The following is a 15,286-nucleotide window of genomic DNA, read 5'->3' as shown; positions in this document are numbered from 1 at the left end:
GTTTTAAGAAGTTAATAGATAGTTAAAAAGCCATACTTTATTCAAGTATGGCTTTATTATTATATTTTTTTAGTAATTTATTTTAAACCGTTAATCAATCCGCCAAGTTGTTTTAATTGTTCTGAATCTCCATCTAGCTCAATTTCTTGTGCCATTTTCATAATTTCAGCTGGATTCATATTTTCTCCTAATACTCTTACAACAGCAAATCCTTTATTATTATCTGATCCAAAAAGCACAACTTCATCAATAGCGTCTTCTTCGCCTAAATAATTTACACTAACAGCTCCTTTTCCTAAATTCATACGCATTAATTGCTTGTACTTTGGATTTTTAAGAATTGCTTTTACCTTTAATTTTTCTGAAGTATATAATGCTTCATTTGAATCTGTTAATTGCAAAGCTAAAAAGTTTACTTTTTTTATAGATGCTAGCGTTTGTTTTACATCTTCAGAAACTTCATTGTTTTTTAATTGTAAAATATTTGCAGGTAAATCTACCGAAATAAAAGCATCATTTTCTTTACTAGTTACATAATATTCCTGTAAAGTAGGCGAATTATTACAAGAAATAAAAGCAAACATTACAAAAAAGAGTATTCCAAAAAATTTTATAGCTGAATTCATAAAGTTGCCTTTTATTGTTTTTTTAGATGTTTACTACTACCTGGAACGTGAGATTCTGTAAGTTCAGATATTTTATTTAAATCTATATCTCCTGTTAATGAAAGTATTACAGACTCTGCTTTTATTGGACTGTCAGAATTATTGGTATATTTTCCAGCACCGCTAACAAACATAAGCAACTCACTTACATGGTCTTCATCTTTTCCTTGGCGTACATAAATTTTAACATTTGAATCTTCATCTTTTACTCTCATTAATTCAATTAATTTTGAACTTTTTAAGTATTTAGAAACTATAGTATTCATTTCGCTAGCAATTGATTGGTTTTCTGTTGTAAATACCCTAAAAGAGGATAAGCCTTTTACCATATCAAAATACTCTTGACCTTCTTCTCCACCGCCTTTAAATTTTGCAAGCATTCTAAATGCTTCTTTATTTACGATAACTGAAGAAACATCATCCATTTCTTCAAATTTATCAAATATTGAACTTTGAGCATACGTACCAAAGGATACTAAGGCAACTACTGCTAATATTATTAATTTTTTCATTTTTTACTTTTTTACTTTTTTGGTTGTTTAAAAATTTTGTTTTTTGTGTCTTCAAAATGTTGCAACTGTAGAATTGCATCATTTCCTTTGTTTAAATTTGCTGCCAACATACCAAAAGCCATTCTGGTTTCTGCGTATATTTTTTCAGCCTTTTTTTGTTGGTTATTTTGGTAACCAGTGTAAACACTAACTAATAAAACTATTGAAGCTGCTACAGATAACCATTTCCAATTCGTCTTTTTTCGTTTTAATTGGATGGTTTTTGTAAATCGTTCATTTTTACTAGTTGAAAAATATCCGAACATCGCTTGATATTCTTGTAGATGTGGCGCCACGTTATCGCTTAAAAAATAGTTTTTTAATTCTTTTTCTTCTGCAATACTTGTTTCTGCATCTAAATATTTTTCCAACAACTTTTCTATGTTAGCTAATTCCATAATTATGTTGTTTTGTTAATTGTTCTCTAATTGTTTTTCTTGCTCTTGATAATGCTACTCTTACAGCTGTTGGTTTTAAATCCAACATTTTAGAAATTTCATCAAATTCATATTCCTCAATATCTCTTAACTGTATTATTAATTTTTGTTGTTCTGGTAAGTTTTCAATTAATTTATGAACCATACTTACACTGTCATTCAATTCTACACGTCTTTGTAAAGGCGTATCTTTTTCTTCATAATTGCTATGAATTAACTTTAAATTACTTGCTTGTTTCGATTTTAATCGATCAAAACAATAATTTTTAGTCATTGTCATTGCAAAAGCTTCAACACTTTTATAATCTTTTAATTTAGTTCTATTTCTCCAAAGCTTAAAATACAGCTCTTGCGTTGCATCTTCAGCTTCTTCAGTAGAAACAAGTAGCCTTTTTGCTACTCGAAACACTTTATCTTTAAAAGGCATTACAGTTTTTAAAAACTCTGACTGCTTCATTCTAAGTTTGATTATTTTTTGGTGTTGTTACAATTATGACGAACTTAATTCGTTATTGTTACACTTTGATTTAATTTTTGTAATTAAATTAATATCTTGCGACAAAATTTAAAACAAAATAATATATAAACAAACTAAATTAAAATTCACCATTCATATTAATGATGAATTTAAAGAGTCGTTTTAAAAAAAATAATTTACATAAATATGAATAAAATAAATTCTTTTATAGCAATCTTACTAATTTCAAGTATTGCTTTTGTTAGTTGTAATAAAGATGATGATGATATATCTAATAACTTTATTGATACAACTAAAATTGATAATCAAGTCAATCATTTTGTATGGAAAGCAATGAACTCTTGGTATAATTGGCAACCAAATGTAACTAATTTAGCCGATACTAAAGATGATGATTTTGATGCTTATTACGATTATTTGAATAGCTATTCAACTCCTGAAAGTCTTTTTGAAACTTTATTATATAATAAAGGAACAACAGATAGATTTTCTTGGTTTATTGAAGATTATAATGAGCAAGGAGCTTCATTTAGAGGTGTAAATGATGCCTATGGATTTGAGTTTGATTTAACAAGATTATGCAGTGATTGTGATGAAGTACTTGGTTATGTAACTTATGTTGTACCTAATTCACCAGCATCAGATGCGGGTATGCAACGTGGTGATTTTTTCTATAAATTTGATGGAGTTGAACTAACGATTGACAATTATGGTGTAGTAAATAATTTTTATGATGGTGAAATAACATCTATATCGTTAGCGTTTAATACTCTAGAAAATGGTGTTATTACTCCAAATAATATAGAAAAAACCTTAGTAATTAGAGAAGTTGTAGAAAATCCAGTATTATATTCAGATGTAATAACTAACGATGCCGGAACTAAAATTGGATATTTAGTTTATAATGGTTTTAAATATACTTTTCATGAAGAATTGAATAATGTTTTTGCTGATTTTAAAGCTGAAGGTATTCAAGAGTTAGTTTTAGATCTTCGTTACAACGGTGGTGGTTCCGTTTTAACATCTGCTTATTTAGCAAGTATGATTTATGGTGCTGCTTCTGAAAATGACGTCTTTGCTAAATTAATATACAATTCAAAACATACTGACGAAGGTGGTTATTATCCATTTTTTAATTCAGCTTATGTGTATGATAAAGAAGGTGATTATACTAATGATGTAACTATAAACAGATTAAATTCACTTACAAAACTATATGTAATAACTTCTGGAAGTACTGCTTCTGCAAGTGAAATGATAATTAATGGTCTTTCACCATACATGTCTGTTGTAAAAATTGGAACAACTACCTATGGTAAAAATGTAGGTTCTATTACCTTATATGACTCTCCAGATTTTGGTGAAGACGGTGCTAGTACTTCTCATACTAATGCATTACAACCTATTGTATTTCAAATATATAATAAGTTAGATGAAAGTGATTATACACAAGGTTTTACTCCAGATTATGAAGTTATTGAATATGCATCGCAAATAAAACCTTTTGGAAATGTTGAAGAACCCTTGTTAAAAACTGCTTTAGATCTTATTTCTGGAGTAAGTTCTAAATCTAATTTAGCTAGTAAAAACCTATTTAAAACAGGAGAAACAATATTTAACTCTTTAGATAAAAAGAAATATAGTAAAGAAATGTATATTATTCCTCAAGAATAACATTTTTTTAAAATCAAGTAAAGAGGCTGTTTGGAATTTTCAAGCAGCCTCTTTTTAATTAAATATTCTATAAAGTTTAATAGTTAATTGTATAGTATTATTACGAAGTCTATTTTTGTATAACTAAAAACATTAAAGAGTTGGAAAAATTTATTGAATTATTGACTTATACAATTCCTGCAATTGTAACCGGAGCTGTAGCGTATTATTTTTTTATGAATCATACAGATTTTGAAAAACAGCGTTTAAATTTATCATTTTTAAAAGAGAATCAAAAAGCTGCTTTACCTATTAGATTACAAGCTTATGAAAGAATGACTTTATATTTAGAACGTATAAATCCTTCAAAATTATTACTTAGAATTACATCTATAAATAATGATAAGGAAGCTTATGTTTTAAGTATAATTAATACTATAGAACAAGAATTTGAACATAATTTAGCGCAGCAAATTTATATTTCTGATAAATGTTGGAGTGTTATAATTACTTCAAAAAATGCTACAATACAGCTTATAAAACAAACTGAGCAAAATGAAGAAGTAAAAACAGCACAAGAATTACGTGAAGCAGTTTTAAAAAAAATGTTAGAAAGCACTCCGCCTTCTACAACAGCATTGGCTTTTATTAAAAATGAAGTAAAAAGTTTTATTTAAAATAACTTCAAAAAAAATATTTTACACTACCTATTTTATGAAAACAACTATCTTAAAACCCCTAATTTTAATTCTAATATTTAGTGTATTATTTTCTTGTAAAGATGCTAATGCTCCTAAAGAAAACACTAAGAAAATCTCTAAAAACACTTTAAAATACGCTAAAGGATTTGAAATCCAACACTTTAAAAATTATTCTAAATTAATAATAAAGGCTCCATATAAAGATTCTAAAGAAACTTTTGAATTTATTTTATCAGATACTGTTTTAAAAAATACAAGCAACACCATTAAAACTCCTATAAATTCTATTGTAGTAACAAGCACAACACATATTCCAATGTTAGAATTGCTAGAAGTTGAAAATAAATTGATAGGTTACCCTAATACTAATTATGTTTCTTCTAAAAAAACTAGAAAACTTATAGATAGTGGAGCAATTAAAGAGCTTGGAAACGAAGAACGTATTAATACGGAATTATTAATGAGTTTAAATCCTGATATTGTTGTTGGATTTTCTATTAATAGTAATAGTAAAATGTTTGCAAATATTGAAAAACTTGGAATTCCAGTACTTTTAAACGGCGATTGGTTAGAAGCAACACCACTTGGACGTGCAGAATGGATTAAGTTTTTTGGTGCATTATTTAATAAAGAAAAAGAAGCTGATAGTATTTTTAATACCATTGAAGCCAATTATTTAGAAGCAAAAAAATTAGCACTAAAAAGTACTAAAAAACCAACAATACTTTCTGGTGGACTTTTTAAAGATATATGGAATTTACCTGCAGGTGACAGTTTTGAAGCTACATTTTTAAGAGATGCTAACACTAATTATTTATGGGCAGATTCTAAAGGAAGTGCTAGTTTATCTTTAAATATAGAAAATGTTTTTGAAAAAGGTAAAAATGCAGAAATATGGATATCTCCTAGTTTTTATAATTCTTTTAATCACCTTGAAGAAGCTAATGATATTTACACTCAATTTAATGCCTTTAAAACAAAAGAAATATATTCTTACATTAATAACCGTGGCGCAACAGATGGTGTAATTTATTTTGAATTAGCTCCTGCCCGACCAGATTTAGTTTTAAAAGATTTAATAAAAATTACACACCCAGAATTAATGCTGGATTATGAATTTACTTTTTATGAAAAGTTAGAGTAAAATATAGCTATTATTTAATTGTACACAAATAACTATCTAGTCAAACCTAAATTCTTCATTTAATTTAGTGCTAGAATTAGAAAATTTTAGCACTAAAACAGTGTTATTTGATCAGGATCATCTTCATCATCTATCTTTTTTTTAGGTGGGATTATTGTTGGCTTCTTTTTATTTTTATCAACTATAGATTTTTTAACTTCAGGAATTTCTACCTCTATGGGTAAACTATCAATAACTTCCTCTTCCACTACTTCAACTTCATCAACAACAGGTGCTTCATAAGGTAAAGGGTTTAACATATTTATGTTTTTAATTTTATCTGTTGTTAATTGATTCCCTTGAGCTTTTATTCCTTTTACAGCTATAAACTCTTCTAAATTCACTTCTATATCATCTAAATTACGTTTAGAAAATTGAATTTCTGCCATCGGTCTATAATCTGTTGATACAATTTCTAAATGTGATTTTGGATGTTCAGAAATAAATACTTCCTCTTTATTTGGATTGTCAATCATAAAACGTTTAATGTAGTAACGTTCTTTTTCACCATCATAATAAATTGCTGAAATTGGTTTTTCTGGAACCCACTTTTCAAGCACAATCATATCAGTATCAAAATGTGTGGTAAGTTCTGGTTTAACTGTTTTAACAATACCTTTTTGATTGATTATCAACAATCTATCTTCACCTTTAAATTCACCTAAAAGTTCTCCTCTATCATCAACATTTAAGCGTTGTACAGTTTCATCAAACCAAATTTTACGAGGTTTTAAAGTAGATACACCTTCTGCTTTTAATTCAATTTTTTTAATAGCATATTTTGTTACGATATTACCTTTTACGCCTCTACCTTTAATTGCTAAATCAGAAAAATCAATATCCCATTTTAGTTTTTTTATACTTCCAACGGCTCTTAAATGAACCGTTACTGTTTCTGCTTCTCCATTTGGATTTGCAGTAAAATACTGTACAACAGAAGCTTTACTTCCGTTTGTTAAATCGTATTCCTTATCACGTGTAACACCTTTAACATTAAAACGTTTCATATAACTTGGTCCGCTTCTACCATCTCTATAAATCATATTATAAACGGTGCGTTTATCATTCTTCTTAAAAATTGCAACATGAATTATATCTTTACCTACAAAAGTTTTGGTATCTACTTTTGTCACCATCATAACTCCATCTTTTCTAAAGATAATTACATCATCTATATCAGCACAATCATCTACATATTCATCTCTTTTTAATGAAGTACCTACAAAACCTTCTTCTCTATTTACATATAGTTTTGTATTTCTCATTACTACTTTTGTAGCAACTATATCATCAAATAGACGGATTTCAGTTTTACGTTCTTTTCCTTTTCCGTATTTTACTTTTAAGTTTTTAAAATAATCAATTGCATAGTCAACCAAATGTTCTAAATTATATTTTACTTCTGCAATCTTGTCTTCTAAACTTTCAATAAATTGTTTAGCTTTATCTATATCAAATTTTGATATTTTTTTGATACGAATTTCAGTTAAACGTACAATATCTTCTTCTGTAATAGCACGTTTTAAATGTTTTATATGAGGTTTTAAACCTTCATCAATAGCTTTTATTACACCTTTCCAAGTTGTTTGCTCTTCAATATCTCGGTAAATTCTATTTTCTATAAAAATACGTTCTAAAGATGCAAAATGCCATTGTTCTTCTAATTCATTTAACTGAATTTCAAGCTCTTGTTTTAATAGCTCTACTGTATGATCTGTTGAGAGTCTTAAAATATCGGATACTCCAATAAATACAGGTTTATTGTTTTCAATAACACAACATAATGGGGAAATTGAATTTTCACAATTAGTAAAAGCAAATAAAGCATCAATGGTTTTATCTGGCGAAATTCCGTTTGGTAAATGCACTAAAATTTCAACATTAGCAGCTGTATTATCTTCAATTCGTTTTATTTTTATAGTTCCCTTATCATTTGCTTTTAAAATAGATTCTATTAAACTAGAAGTTGTTGTTCCAAAAGGAATTTCTGTAATTACTAATGTTTTTTTATCGAGTTGAGATATTTTAGCTCGCGATCTAATTTTCCCTCCTCTTTTCCCATCATTATAATTAGAAACATCTGCAATTCCACCAGTTAAAAAATCTGGCACCAATGTAAAACTTTTTCCTTTTAAATGTTTTATAGAAGCATCTATTAACTCATTAAAATTGTGGGGTAAGATTTTTGTTGAAAGTCCAACTGCTATACCTTCAGCACCTTGTGCTAAAAGCATTGGAAACTTAACGGGTAAATCTATAGGCTCTTTTCTTCTACCATCATAAGATGCTTGCCATTGTGTAGTTTTCGGATTAAAAACAACATCTAAAGCAAATTTAGATAAACGCGCTTCAATATAACGTGATGCTGCTGCACGGTCTCCGGTTAAAATATTTCCCCAGTTACCTTGCATATCTATTAACAAATCCTTCTGACCAATTTGCACCATAGCATCTGCAATAGAAGCATCTCCGTGTGGATGGTATTGCATTGTATGTCCAACAATATTTGCAACTTTATTATAACGCCCATCATCCAAATCTTTCATAGAATGCATAATTCTACGTTGTACTGGCTTAAAGCCATCTCTAATTCCTGGAACTGCGCGCTCTAAAATTACATAAGATGCATAATCTAAAAACCAATCTTTATACATACCCGTTACCTTCGTGATGGTCTCTTGGTTTCCAAATTCTTCTTTATTTGGTTCGTTATTCTCTTCTTGCATTGTATTCTATATAGTATTTGGTAGCTAGTATCTGATATTTAGTATTTATTGGGTTCGAAAAACTTATAATTAAGTTATTACTCCTCAACTATATCTAATTCTATTTTTAAATTATTAATAATAAATTTTTGCCTATCTGGTGTATTTTTTCCCATATAAAATTCCAATAATTTATCTATAGACATTTCTTTATCAAGCATTACAGGATCTAAACGAATATCTCCTCCAATAAAATGCACAAACTCATCTGGAGAAATTTCACCCAAACCTTTAAATCGGGTCATTTCTGGTTTTCCTTTTAGCTTATTAATAGCTTCTTGTTTTTCTTCAGGAGTATAACAATAAAATGTTTGTTTTTTATCGCGCACTCTAAACAACGGCGTATCTAAAATATAAAGATGTCCTTCTTTTATTAATTCAGGAAAAAATTGTAAAAAGAATGTAATTAACAACAATCTAATATGCATACCATCTACATCAGCATCCGTTGCAATTACAATATTATTATACCTCAAATTTTCTAATCCATCTTCTATGTCTAATGCAGCTTGTAAAAGGTTAAATTCTTCATTTTCATACACTATTTTCTTACTCATATTGTATGAATTTAAAGGCTTACCTCTTAAACTAAATACCGCTTGTGTATTTACATTTCTAGATTTTGTAATAGACCCACTTGCTGAATCTCCCTCTGTAATAAATAAAGTGCTTTCTAAACGATTATCTTTTTTTAAATCATTTAAATGAACTCTACAATCTCTTAATTTTTTATTGTGTAAACTTGCTTTTTTTGCACGTTCTCTTGCAAGTTTTCTAATACCTGATAAATCTTTACGCTCTTTTTCTGCTTGTAAAATTTTCTTTTGAATTTTATCTGCAATTTCTGGATTTTTATGTAAAAAATTATCGAGATTTCTTTTTACAAAATCTGTAATAAAAGTTCTAACTGTAGGTAAATCTCCACCCATTTCTGTAGAACCTAATTTTGTTTTTGTTTGACTTTCAAAAACAGGTTCCATAACTTTTACACTTACTGCAGAAACTATAGACTTTCTAATATCAGAAGCATCATAATTTTTACCAAAAAAATCGCGTAAGGTTTTTACAATAGCCTCTCTAAAAGCACTTTGATGTGTACCTCCTTGTGTTGTATGCTGCCCATTAACAAAAGAGTGGTATTCTTCACTATATTGCGCCTTACTATAAGTTAATGCTACTTCAATGTCATCTTCTTTTAAATGAATTATTGGAAATAACATAAATTCATCTGCAATATTCTCTTCTAATAAATCTTTTAAACCATTTTCTGAAAAATATTTTTCACCATTAAAAACTATGGTTAAACCCGTGTTTAGGTATACATAATTTTTAATCATTTTTACAATATATTCGTTTCGGTATTTAAACTTTGTAAAAATACTTTTATCTGGTATAAAAGTTACTTTAGTTCCTTTTCTATTTGTAGAATCATGTGGTTTTTCTTCGTGGGTAATTGTTCCCTTTTCAAATTCAGCGAGCACTGTTTTTCCATCTCTAAAAGATTGTACTTTAAAGTAAGATGAAAGTGCATTAACAGCTTTGGTACCAACACCATTTAAACCAACCGACTTTTTAAAGGCTTTAGAATCGTATTTACCACCTGTATTCATTTTAGAAACCACATCTACTACTTTTCCTAAAGGAATACCACGACCATAGTCTCGTACTGTAACTGTTTCTCCTTTTACTGAAACTTCAATTGTTTTTCCTGCCCCCATTACATATTCATCAATGGAGTTGTCTAAAACTTCTTTAATTAGAATGTAAATACCATCATCAGGAGATGAGCCATCACCTAATTTCCCGATATACATACCAGGTCGCATTCTAATATGTTCTTTCCAGTCTAATGAGCGAATATTATCCTCGGTATACGATGTTTGTTCTGCCATATATATTAATACTATTCTTGAAGATTTGCTAATGTACCATTTTGCTGTAAAAAAGGCAAAAAAGTTAGCTTAAATTATGCTTAATAATTGTAAGCCAATTTTATGAAATATACAAATATAAATGCTTCAGTTTTTTTACAAATTTGCAACATTCATTTTAATTTCATTTTTTTTGAAGATACAATTCCAATTCCTAAAATTACAACAAAAGCACCAATAAATTGCAAAAACGATAATTTTTCACCTAAAAATATATATGCTAAAATTATGGTTGAAATTGGCCCAATACTTCCTATAATTGAAAAATTTGAAGCTCCCAACTTTTTTATTGCCAAAGAAACCAAAAACGAAGGTATTAATGTAGATAAAACAGCCATTAAAAAGCCTAAAACATAAACTTGATACGAATACTCAAAAATACTAGTTCTGTCAATAACTAAGTAATGAATTAACACACAAATAGTAGAAACTATCATAGCATAAGCCGTAAAAGGAACTACACCAAATTTAGGAATTAACCAACCACTACCAACTAAGTAAATAGCATAGGTTAAAGCGCTTAAAAACACCAAAAAGCCACCTAAAATAACATTAGAGCTTTCAAAATTTAGTTCGCCCCAAAAGGCAATTAAAACCCCAAAATAAGTAATTAAAATAGCTAAAAGTTGTTTTAAAGAAATTATAGTTTTAAAAACTATTTTTGAAATTAATAAAACTAATGTTGGATAAACAAATAAGATAATACGCTCTAAACCCGCTTTTATATATTGAAGTCCTAAAAAATCGAAATAACTCGCTAAATAATACCCTATAAAACCAAATAAAACAATCCATAAAAAATCTACTTTCTTAATTATATTTGGATTTTGAGGTTTTACATAAAATGCTATTAATATATAAAATGGAAGTGCAAAAAGCATTCTAAATAACAATAAATGAATAGCACTAACATTGTATTGATAAGCTAATTTTACTAATACAGCCTTTGCTGAAAATAGTACAATTCCAACAATTGCTATAAATACTCCCGAATTTATTGTTTTTGAAAAATTCATCTAGCAAACATACTCAGATGATTTATTATAAATAATATTAGAAATAAACCTTTTACGATGTTCAAAGGCCAAATACACTATACTACATTGCTCTTTTTTAAATAAAAAAACGCCATTAATAATAATATCAATAGCGTTTTTAATTTTATAAATGATTGCGTTTTACACATTAAAACGAAAATGCATTACATCTCCATCTTTCACTATATATTCTTTACCTTCAACACGCATTTTACCAGCTTCCTTTACTTTGGCTTCACTTCCGTAGCTTACAAAATCTTCATAAGCAATAACTTCAGCTCTAATAAAACCTTTTTCAAAGTCGGTATGAATAACACCTGCAGCTTGTGGTGCTGTATCGCCAATATTAATGGTCCAAGCTCTTACTTCTTTAACTCCTGCAGTAAAATAAGTTTGCTGATTTAGTAATTTATAAGCAGCTCTAATTAATACAGAAGCTCCTGGCTCTATTAAACCTAAATCTTCTAAAAACATTTCACGCTCTTCAAAAGTTTCAAGCTCCATTATATCTGCTTCTACTCCAACAGCTAAAACAATTACTTCAGCATCTTCATTTTTTATTGCTTCTTTTACAGCATCAACATATGCATTTCCTTTAACAGCAGAATTTTCATCAACATTACAAACATATAACACAGGTTTATCTGTTATAAATTGCAATGGTTTAATATATTCTTCGCGTTCTTTATCTGTAAGTTCAATAGCTCTTATAGAAGTTGAAGCTTCTAAACCTGCTTTAACTTTTTCTAAAACTTCTAATTCTTTTTGAGCATCTTTATTTCCAGTACGCGCTGTTTTTTTAACACGCTCTAACTTTTTTTCTAAAGTTTCGTAATCTTTTAATTGTAATTCTATATCAATAGTTTCTTTATCTCTAACAGGATCTACAGTTGTATCTACATGAACAATATTGTCATTATCAAAACATCTTAAAACGTGAATTACAGCATCTGTTTCTCTAATATTTGCTAAAAACTGATTTCCTAAACCTTCTCCTTTACTTGCTCCTCTTACTAAACCTGCAATATCAACAATATCAACTGTTGCCATTTGAACACGTTCTGGCTTTACCAATTGTTCTAGTTTTGTAATTCTTGGATCTGGCACATTAACTACACCAATATTTGGTTCAATTGTACAAAAAGGAAAGTTAGCACTTTGCGCTTTTGCATTTGATAAACAATTAAATAATGTTGATTTCCCTACATTTGGTAACCCTACAATTCCTGCTTTCATATGTATATATTATTTTTATAATAACAACAAACCAATTTGAAATATATCTTTGTTTTAGATAACTAACATATTGATGTATTCTTTATATAATTCTGTTTTTTAGCGGTGCAAATATACTATTAAGATTTAAGTTTTAAAGCATTTATTTTTTTTATGCTATTTTACCTTACATTCAACAGTTCTTTTACTAGAAAAATACCACTTTTAATCCTTCTTTTTCTCACTGAAATAAAAAACTATTAAACTTCTAATTTTAGCACTTATCAATATATTTTTTAATAAAATTATATATTAAAAATCTAAAATATTTTTATTTTTTAGAATTAAAATAAGTCAACAATATTTTTTATTTTAACTTCATCAATAACTTTAAGTTCACCCATTGAAAGTTTTGAATTTAAGTTAATTGACTTTATAACTGTAAAATGTAAATTTTTAATTCCAGTAGCTGCTAATTGTAATGCATTTTCTGAATTAACCCCGCTTCCGGCCATAATTTCTATTTTGTTTCCAAAGTTTTTTTGTAAAAAATTAATTACTTCTATGCCTTCAATGGCAGTTGGTTTTGTTCCTGAAGTAAGCAACCTATCAAAACCAACATCTATAATTTTTTGTATCCCTGTTTTATAGTCTAAAATAAAATCAAAAGCTCTATGAAATGTAACTTCTAAATTAAGAGATTTGGCAAGGTTTACCAATTCTTTATTATAATTCGAAACCGTATTATCTACAGTTAAAATTCCAAACACAACACCTTTTGCTCCTGCCCTTTTTGCTTCAGAAATATCAATTTTCATCAACTCAATATCTTGTAAATCATAGGTAAATCCGCCTTCTTTAGGACGAATAATTACATGAACTTCTACTGAAGATTTTTCAACACATTGTTGAATTAAACCAAAACTTGGAGTTAACCCACCAACATTTAATGCAGTACACAGTTCAACTCGTTTTGCGCCATATTTTGCTGCAACTATTGCTCCTTCAACAGAATTTATACAAATTTCAAACGTCATTTTAATTGGTATCATTTTAATTTAAAGAATAAAATTAACAACAACTCAATATAAAATTGTAATAATTCTATACTAAAAACTAAGTGCAATTCAAAAAGTACTATTCCTTATGTAAAAAGCTTTTTTTAGCTAATAATTGTGCTTCAGATTCTTCATTTTCATCATCTGGCACACAACAATCTACAGGACAAACTGCAGCGCATTGTGGCTCGTCATGAAAACCTTTACATTCTGTACATTTATCTGTTACAATAAAATATACTTCATCATCAATAGGCTCTTGTTCTGCATCAGCATTAACTTTATTGCCGTTAGGTAAAACTACATTACCAGTTAATTCTGTACCATCTGAAAAACGCCATTCTTCAGAAGCTTCATAAATTGCATTGTTTGGACATTCTGGTTCACAAGCACCACAATTTATACATTCATCTGTTATTTTTATTGCCATACTATTATTTACATTATTTTTGCAAATATAAAATTATATTTGAATATGAATTTAGAACAACGTATTAACGCTTTTGCAAAACTTGGAGATTTTTTTGGTCAGTTTACTACTAAAGGAATTGTTAAAAAAGAAACTTCTGAAACAAATACCTTATTTTTTAATGCTTTTAAAATGCAAATTGAAAGAGCGCAAGAATTTAATGGTTGGTTTACAAAAGATAATGTTTTAAAAGCTTTAGAAAGTTGGAACAAAGCATTAACTAAAGAAAACTTAACTACTTGGACATCTAAATATAATTTTAAAAATTCTACTGAATCAAAAACCATAGCCATTATTATGGCAGGAAACATTCCTTTAGTTGGTTTTCACGATTTTTTATCCGTTTTAATCAGTGGAAATAATGCTATAATTAAACAATCATCTAACGACAAGCATTTTTTGCCATTAATAGCAAAATTTTTAGAAAGTAACAATGCTTATTTTAAAAACAAAATAACATTTACCGAAGGTAAATTAGCCAATTTTGATGCTGTTATAGCTACTGGAAGTAATAATACTGCACGTTATTTTGAACACTATTTTGGAAAATACCCTTCAATAATTAGAAAAAATAGAAATTCTGTAGCAATTTTAACCGGAAATGAAACCAAAGAAGAACTAGAGGCCTTAGGTAACGATGTTTTTCAATATTTTGGTTTAGGATGTAGAAGTGTTTCTAAACTATTTTTACCTAAAAACTACAATTTCGATTTACTATTTAATGCTTTTTATAAATTTAAAGATATTATAAATTATAAAAAATACGAAAATAATTACGACTATAATAAAGCTGTTTATATAATGAGTAATTTCAATATTTTAGAAAACGGATTTGTTATGTTAAAAGAAGATAAAAATTACGCTTCTCCTATTGCAACGCTATTTTATGAGCATTATAATACTTTTGAAAACCTTTCAGAAAAATTAACAAAAGAAAGTGAAGAAATTCAATGTATTGTAAGTAACGAAAACGTTATAAATTTCGTAAAATTCGGTAAAACTCAACACCCAAAATTATGGAATTATGCCGATAATGTAGATACAATTGATTTTTTAATAAAATTATAACCTTTTTTTTATAACATTTATCGTGTAAGTTTATTTTTTTTTATCGAAATTTGTTGAACTAAACTCATATTATAT

14 protein-coding genes are annotated in these 15,286 nt (G+C 28.0%); 4 read left to right on the top strand and 10 right to left on the bottom strand.

Annotation, left to right across the window (positions count from 1 at the left end; genetic code table 11):
* Positions 1-77: 77 nt before the first annotated feature.
* The 4 genes from MKD41_RS03680 to MKD41_RS03665 are packed head-to-tail and all read right to left on the bottom strand — an operon-like array spanning position 78 to position 2,110.
* Entirely contained in the window at positions 78-626 is a 549-nt protein-coding gene (locus tag MKD41_RS03680; protein ID WP_240244089.1) for a DUF4252 domain-containing protein, read from the bottom strand.
* An 11-nt stretch (positions 627-637) separates the two neighbouring features.
* Positions 638-1,177: a DUF4252 domain-containing protein gene (locus MKD41_RS03675; RefSeq protein ID WP_240244088.1), complete on the bottom strand. Its 540-nt coding sequence runs from the start codon at positions 1,175-1,177 to the stop codon at positions 638-640.
* An 11-nt stretch (positions 1,178-1,188) separates the two neighbouring features.
* Positions 1,189-1,614, bottom strand: coding sequence for a hypothetical protein (locus MKD41_RS03670; protein WP_240244087.1), 426 nt, complete (start codon positions 1,612-1,614; stop codon positions 1,189-1,191).
* Complete coding sequence (locus tag MKD41_RS03665; protein ID WP_240244086.1) at positions 1,601-2,110, bottom strand: RNA polymerase sigma factor; 510 nt, start codon at positions 2,108-2,110, stop codon at positions 1,601-1,603. The genes MKD41_RS03670 and MKD41_RS03665 overlap by 14 nt, the downstream gene beginning before the upstream one ends.
* A gap of 207 nt (positions 2,111-2,317) precedes the next feature.
* On the opposite strand from MKD41_RS03665, the gene MKD41_RS03660 reads away from it, so the two are divergent.
* The 3 genes from MKD41_RS03660 to MKD41_RS03650 all read left to right on the top strand — a co-directional run bounded on the left by MKD41_RS03660 (position 2,318) and on the right by MKD41_RS03650 (position 5,629).
* Complete coding sequence (locus tag MKD41_RS03660) at positions 2,318-3,805, top strand: S41 family peptidase (protein ID WP_240244085.1); 1,488 nt, start codon at positions 2,318-2,320, stop codon at positions 3,803-3,805.
* Positions 3,806-3,945: 140 nt separating this feature from the next.
* The gene (locus MKD41_RS03655) at positions 3,946-4,461 is read left to right on the top strand and encodes a DUF7935 family protein (RefSeq protein WP_240244084.1); all 516 of its coding nucleotides are present in this window, start codon (positions 3,946-3,948) and stop codon (positions 4,459-4,461) included.
* A gap of 37 nt (positions 4,462-4,498) precedes the next feature.
* The gene (locus tag MKD41_RS03650) at positions 4,499-5,629 is read left to right on the top strand and encodes an ABC transporter substrate-binding protein (protein WP_240244083.1); all 1,131 of its coding nucleotides are present in this window, start codon (positions 4,499-4,501) and stop codon (positions 5,627-5,629) included.
* 92 nt (positions 5,630-5,721) lie between these two features.
* Here MKD41_RS03650 and MKD41_RS03645 read toward each other — a convergent pair whose 3' ends face one another.
* The 6 genes from MKD41_RS03645 to MKD41_RS03620 all read right to left on the bottom strand — a co-directional run bounded on the left by MKD41_RS03645 (position 5,722) and on the right by MKD41_RS03620 (position 14,104).
* Complete coding sequence (locus MKD41_RS03645; protein WP_240244082.1) at positions 5,722-8,394, bottom strand: DNA gyrase/topoisomerase IV subunit A; 2,673 nt, start codon at positions 8,392-8,394, stop codon at positions 5,722-5,724.
* 77 nt (positions 8,395-8,471) lie between these two features.
* Positions 8,472-10,325 carry a DNA topoisomerase IV subunit B gene (locus tag MKD41_RS03640; RefSeq protein WP_240244081.1) on the bottom strand — a complete coding sequence of 618 codons (1,854 nt, stop codon included), beginning with the start codon at positions 10,323-10,325 and terminating at the stop codon, positions 8,472-8,474.
* Between the two features lie 152 nt (positions 10,326-10,477).
* Positions 10,478-11,380 (bottom strand): DMT family transporter, encoded by a 903-nt coding sequence (locus MKD41_RS03635; protein WP_240244080.1) that lies wholly within the window; start codon positions 11,378-11,380, stop codon positions 10,478-10,480.
* A gap of 162 nt (positions 11,381-11,542) precedes the next feature.
* A complete protein-coding gene (ychF, locus tag MKD41_RS03630) occupies positions 11,543-12,637 on the bottom strand; it encodes a redox-regulated ATPase YchF (protein ID WP_240244079.1) in 1,095 nt (364 codons plus the stop codon).
* Between the two features lie 323 nt (positions 12,638-12,960).
* Complete coding sequence (locus MKD41_RS03625; protein WP_240244078.1) at positions 12,961-13,653, bottom strand: copper homeostasis protein CutC; 693 nt, start codon at positions 13,651-13,653, stop codon at positions 12,961-12,963.
* A 100-nt stretch (positions 13,654-13,753) separates the two neighbouring features.
* Positions 13,754-14,104, bottom strand: a complete 351-nt coding sequence (locus MKD41_RS03620; protein WP_240244077.1) for a 4Fe-4S binding protein — start codon at positions 14,102-14,104, stop codon at positions 13,754-13,756.
* 45 nt (positions 14,105-14,149) lie between these two features.
* Here MKD41_RS03620 and MKD41_RS03615 point away from each other — a divergent pair, with 45 nt between their 5' ends.
* Complete coding sequence (locus tag MKD41_RS03615; protein WP_240244076.1) at positions 14,150-15,211, top strand: acyl-CoA reductase; 1,062 nt, start codon at positions 14,150-14,152, stop codon at positions 15,209-15,211.
* Positions 15,212-15,286 lie beyond the last annotated feature (75 nt).

It is taken from the genome of Lutibacter sp. A64 (assembly GCF_022429565.1).
Lineage (GTDB): Bacteria > Bacteroidota > Bacteroidia > Flavobacteriales > Flavobacteriaceae > Lutibacter.
This window is presented reverse-complemented; position numbering and strand designations above follow the sequence as displayed.

Bases quoted from the DNA above. Each gene is read 5' to 3' on its own strand.
- MKD41_RS03650 (WP_240244083.1), top strand. From the start codon at position 4,499: ATGAAAACAACTATCTTAAAACCCCTAATTTTAATTCTAATATTTAGT.
- MKD41_RS03640 (WP_240244081.1), bottom strand. From the start codon at position 10,325: ATGGCAGAACAAACATCGTATACCGAGGATAATATTCGCTCATTAGAC.
- MKD41_RS03615 (WP_240244076.1), top strand. From the start codon at position 14,150: ATGAATTTAGAACAACGTATTAACGCTTTTGCAAAACTTGGAGATTTT.
- MKD41_RS03670 (WP_240244087.1), bottom strand. From the start codon at position 1,614: ATGGAATTAGCTAACATAGAAAAGTTGTTGGAAAAATATTTAGATGCA.
- ychF (WP_240244079.1), bottom strand. From the start codon at position 12,637: ATGAAAGCAGGAATTGTAGGGTTACCAAATGTAGGGAAATCAACATTA.
- MKD41_RS03620 (WP_240244077.1), bottom strand. From the start codon at position 14,104: ATGGCAATAAAAATAACAGATGAATGTATAAATTGTGGTGCTTGTGAA.
- MKD41_RS03665 (WP_240244086.1), bottom strand. From the start codon at position 2,110: ATGAAGCAGTCAGAGTTTTTAAAAACTGTAATGCCTTTTAAAGATAAA.
- MKD41_RS03675 (WP_240244088.1), bottom strand. From the start codon at position 1,177: ATGAAAAAATTAATAATATTAGCAGTAGTTGCCTTAGTATCCTTTGGT.
- MKD41_RS03660 (WP_240244085.1), top strand. From the start codon at position 2,318: ATGAATAAAATAAATTCTTTTATAGCAATCTTACTAATTTCAAGTATT.
- MKD41_RS03645 (WP_240244082.1), bottom strand. From the start codon at position 8,394: ATGCAAGAAGAGAATAACGAACCAAATAAAGAAGAATTTGGAAACCAA.
- MKD41_RS03625 (WP_240244078.1), bottom strand. From the start codon at position 13,653: ATGACGTTTGAAATTTGTATAAATTCTGTTGAAGGAGCAATAGTTGCA.
- MKD41_RS03680 (WP_240244089.1), bottom strand. From the start codon at position 626: ATGAATTCAGCTATAAAATTTTTTGGAATACTCTTTTTTGTAATGTTT.
- MKD41_RS03635 (WP_240244080.1), bottom strand. From the start codon at position 11,380: ATGAATTTTTCAAAAACAATAAATTCGGGAGTATTTATAGCAATTGTT.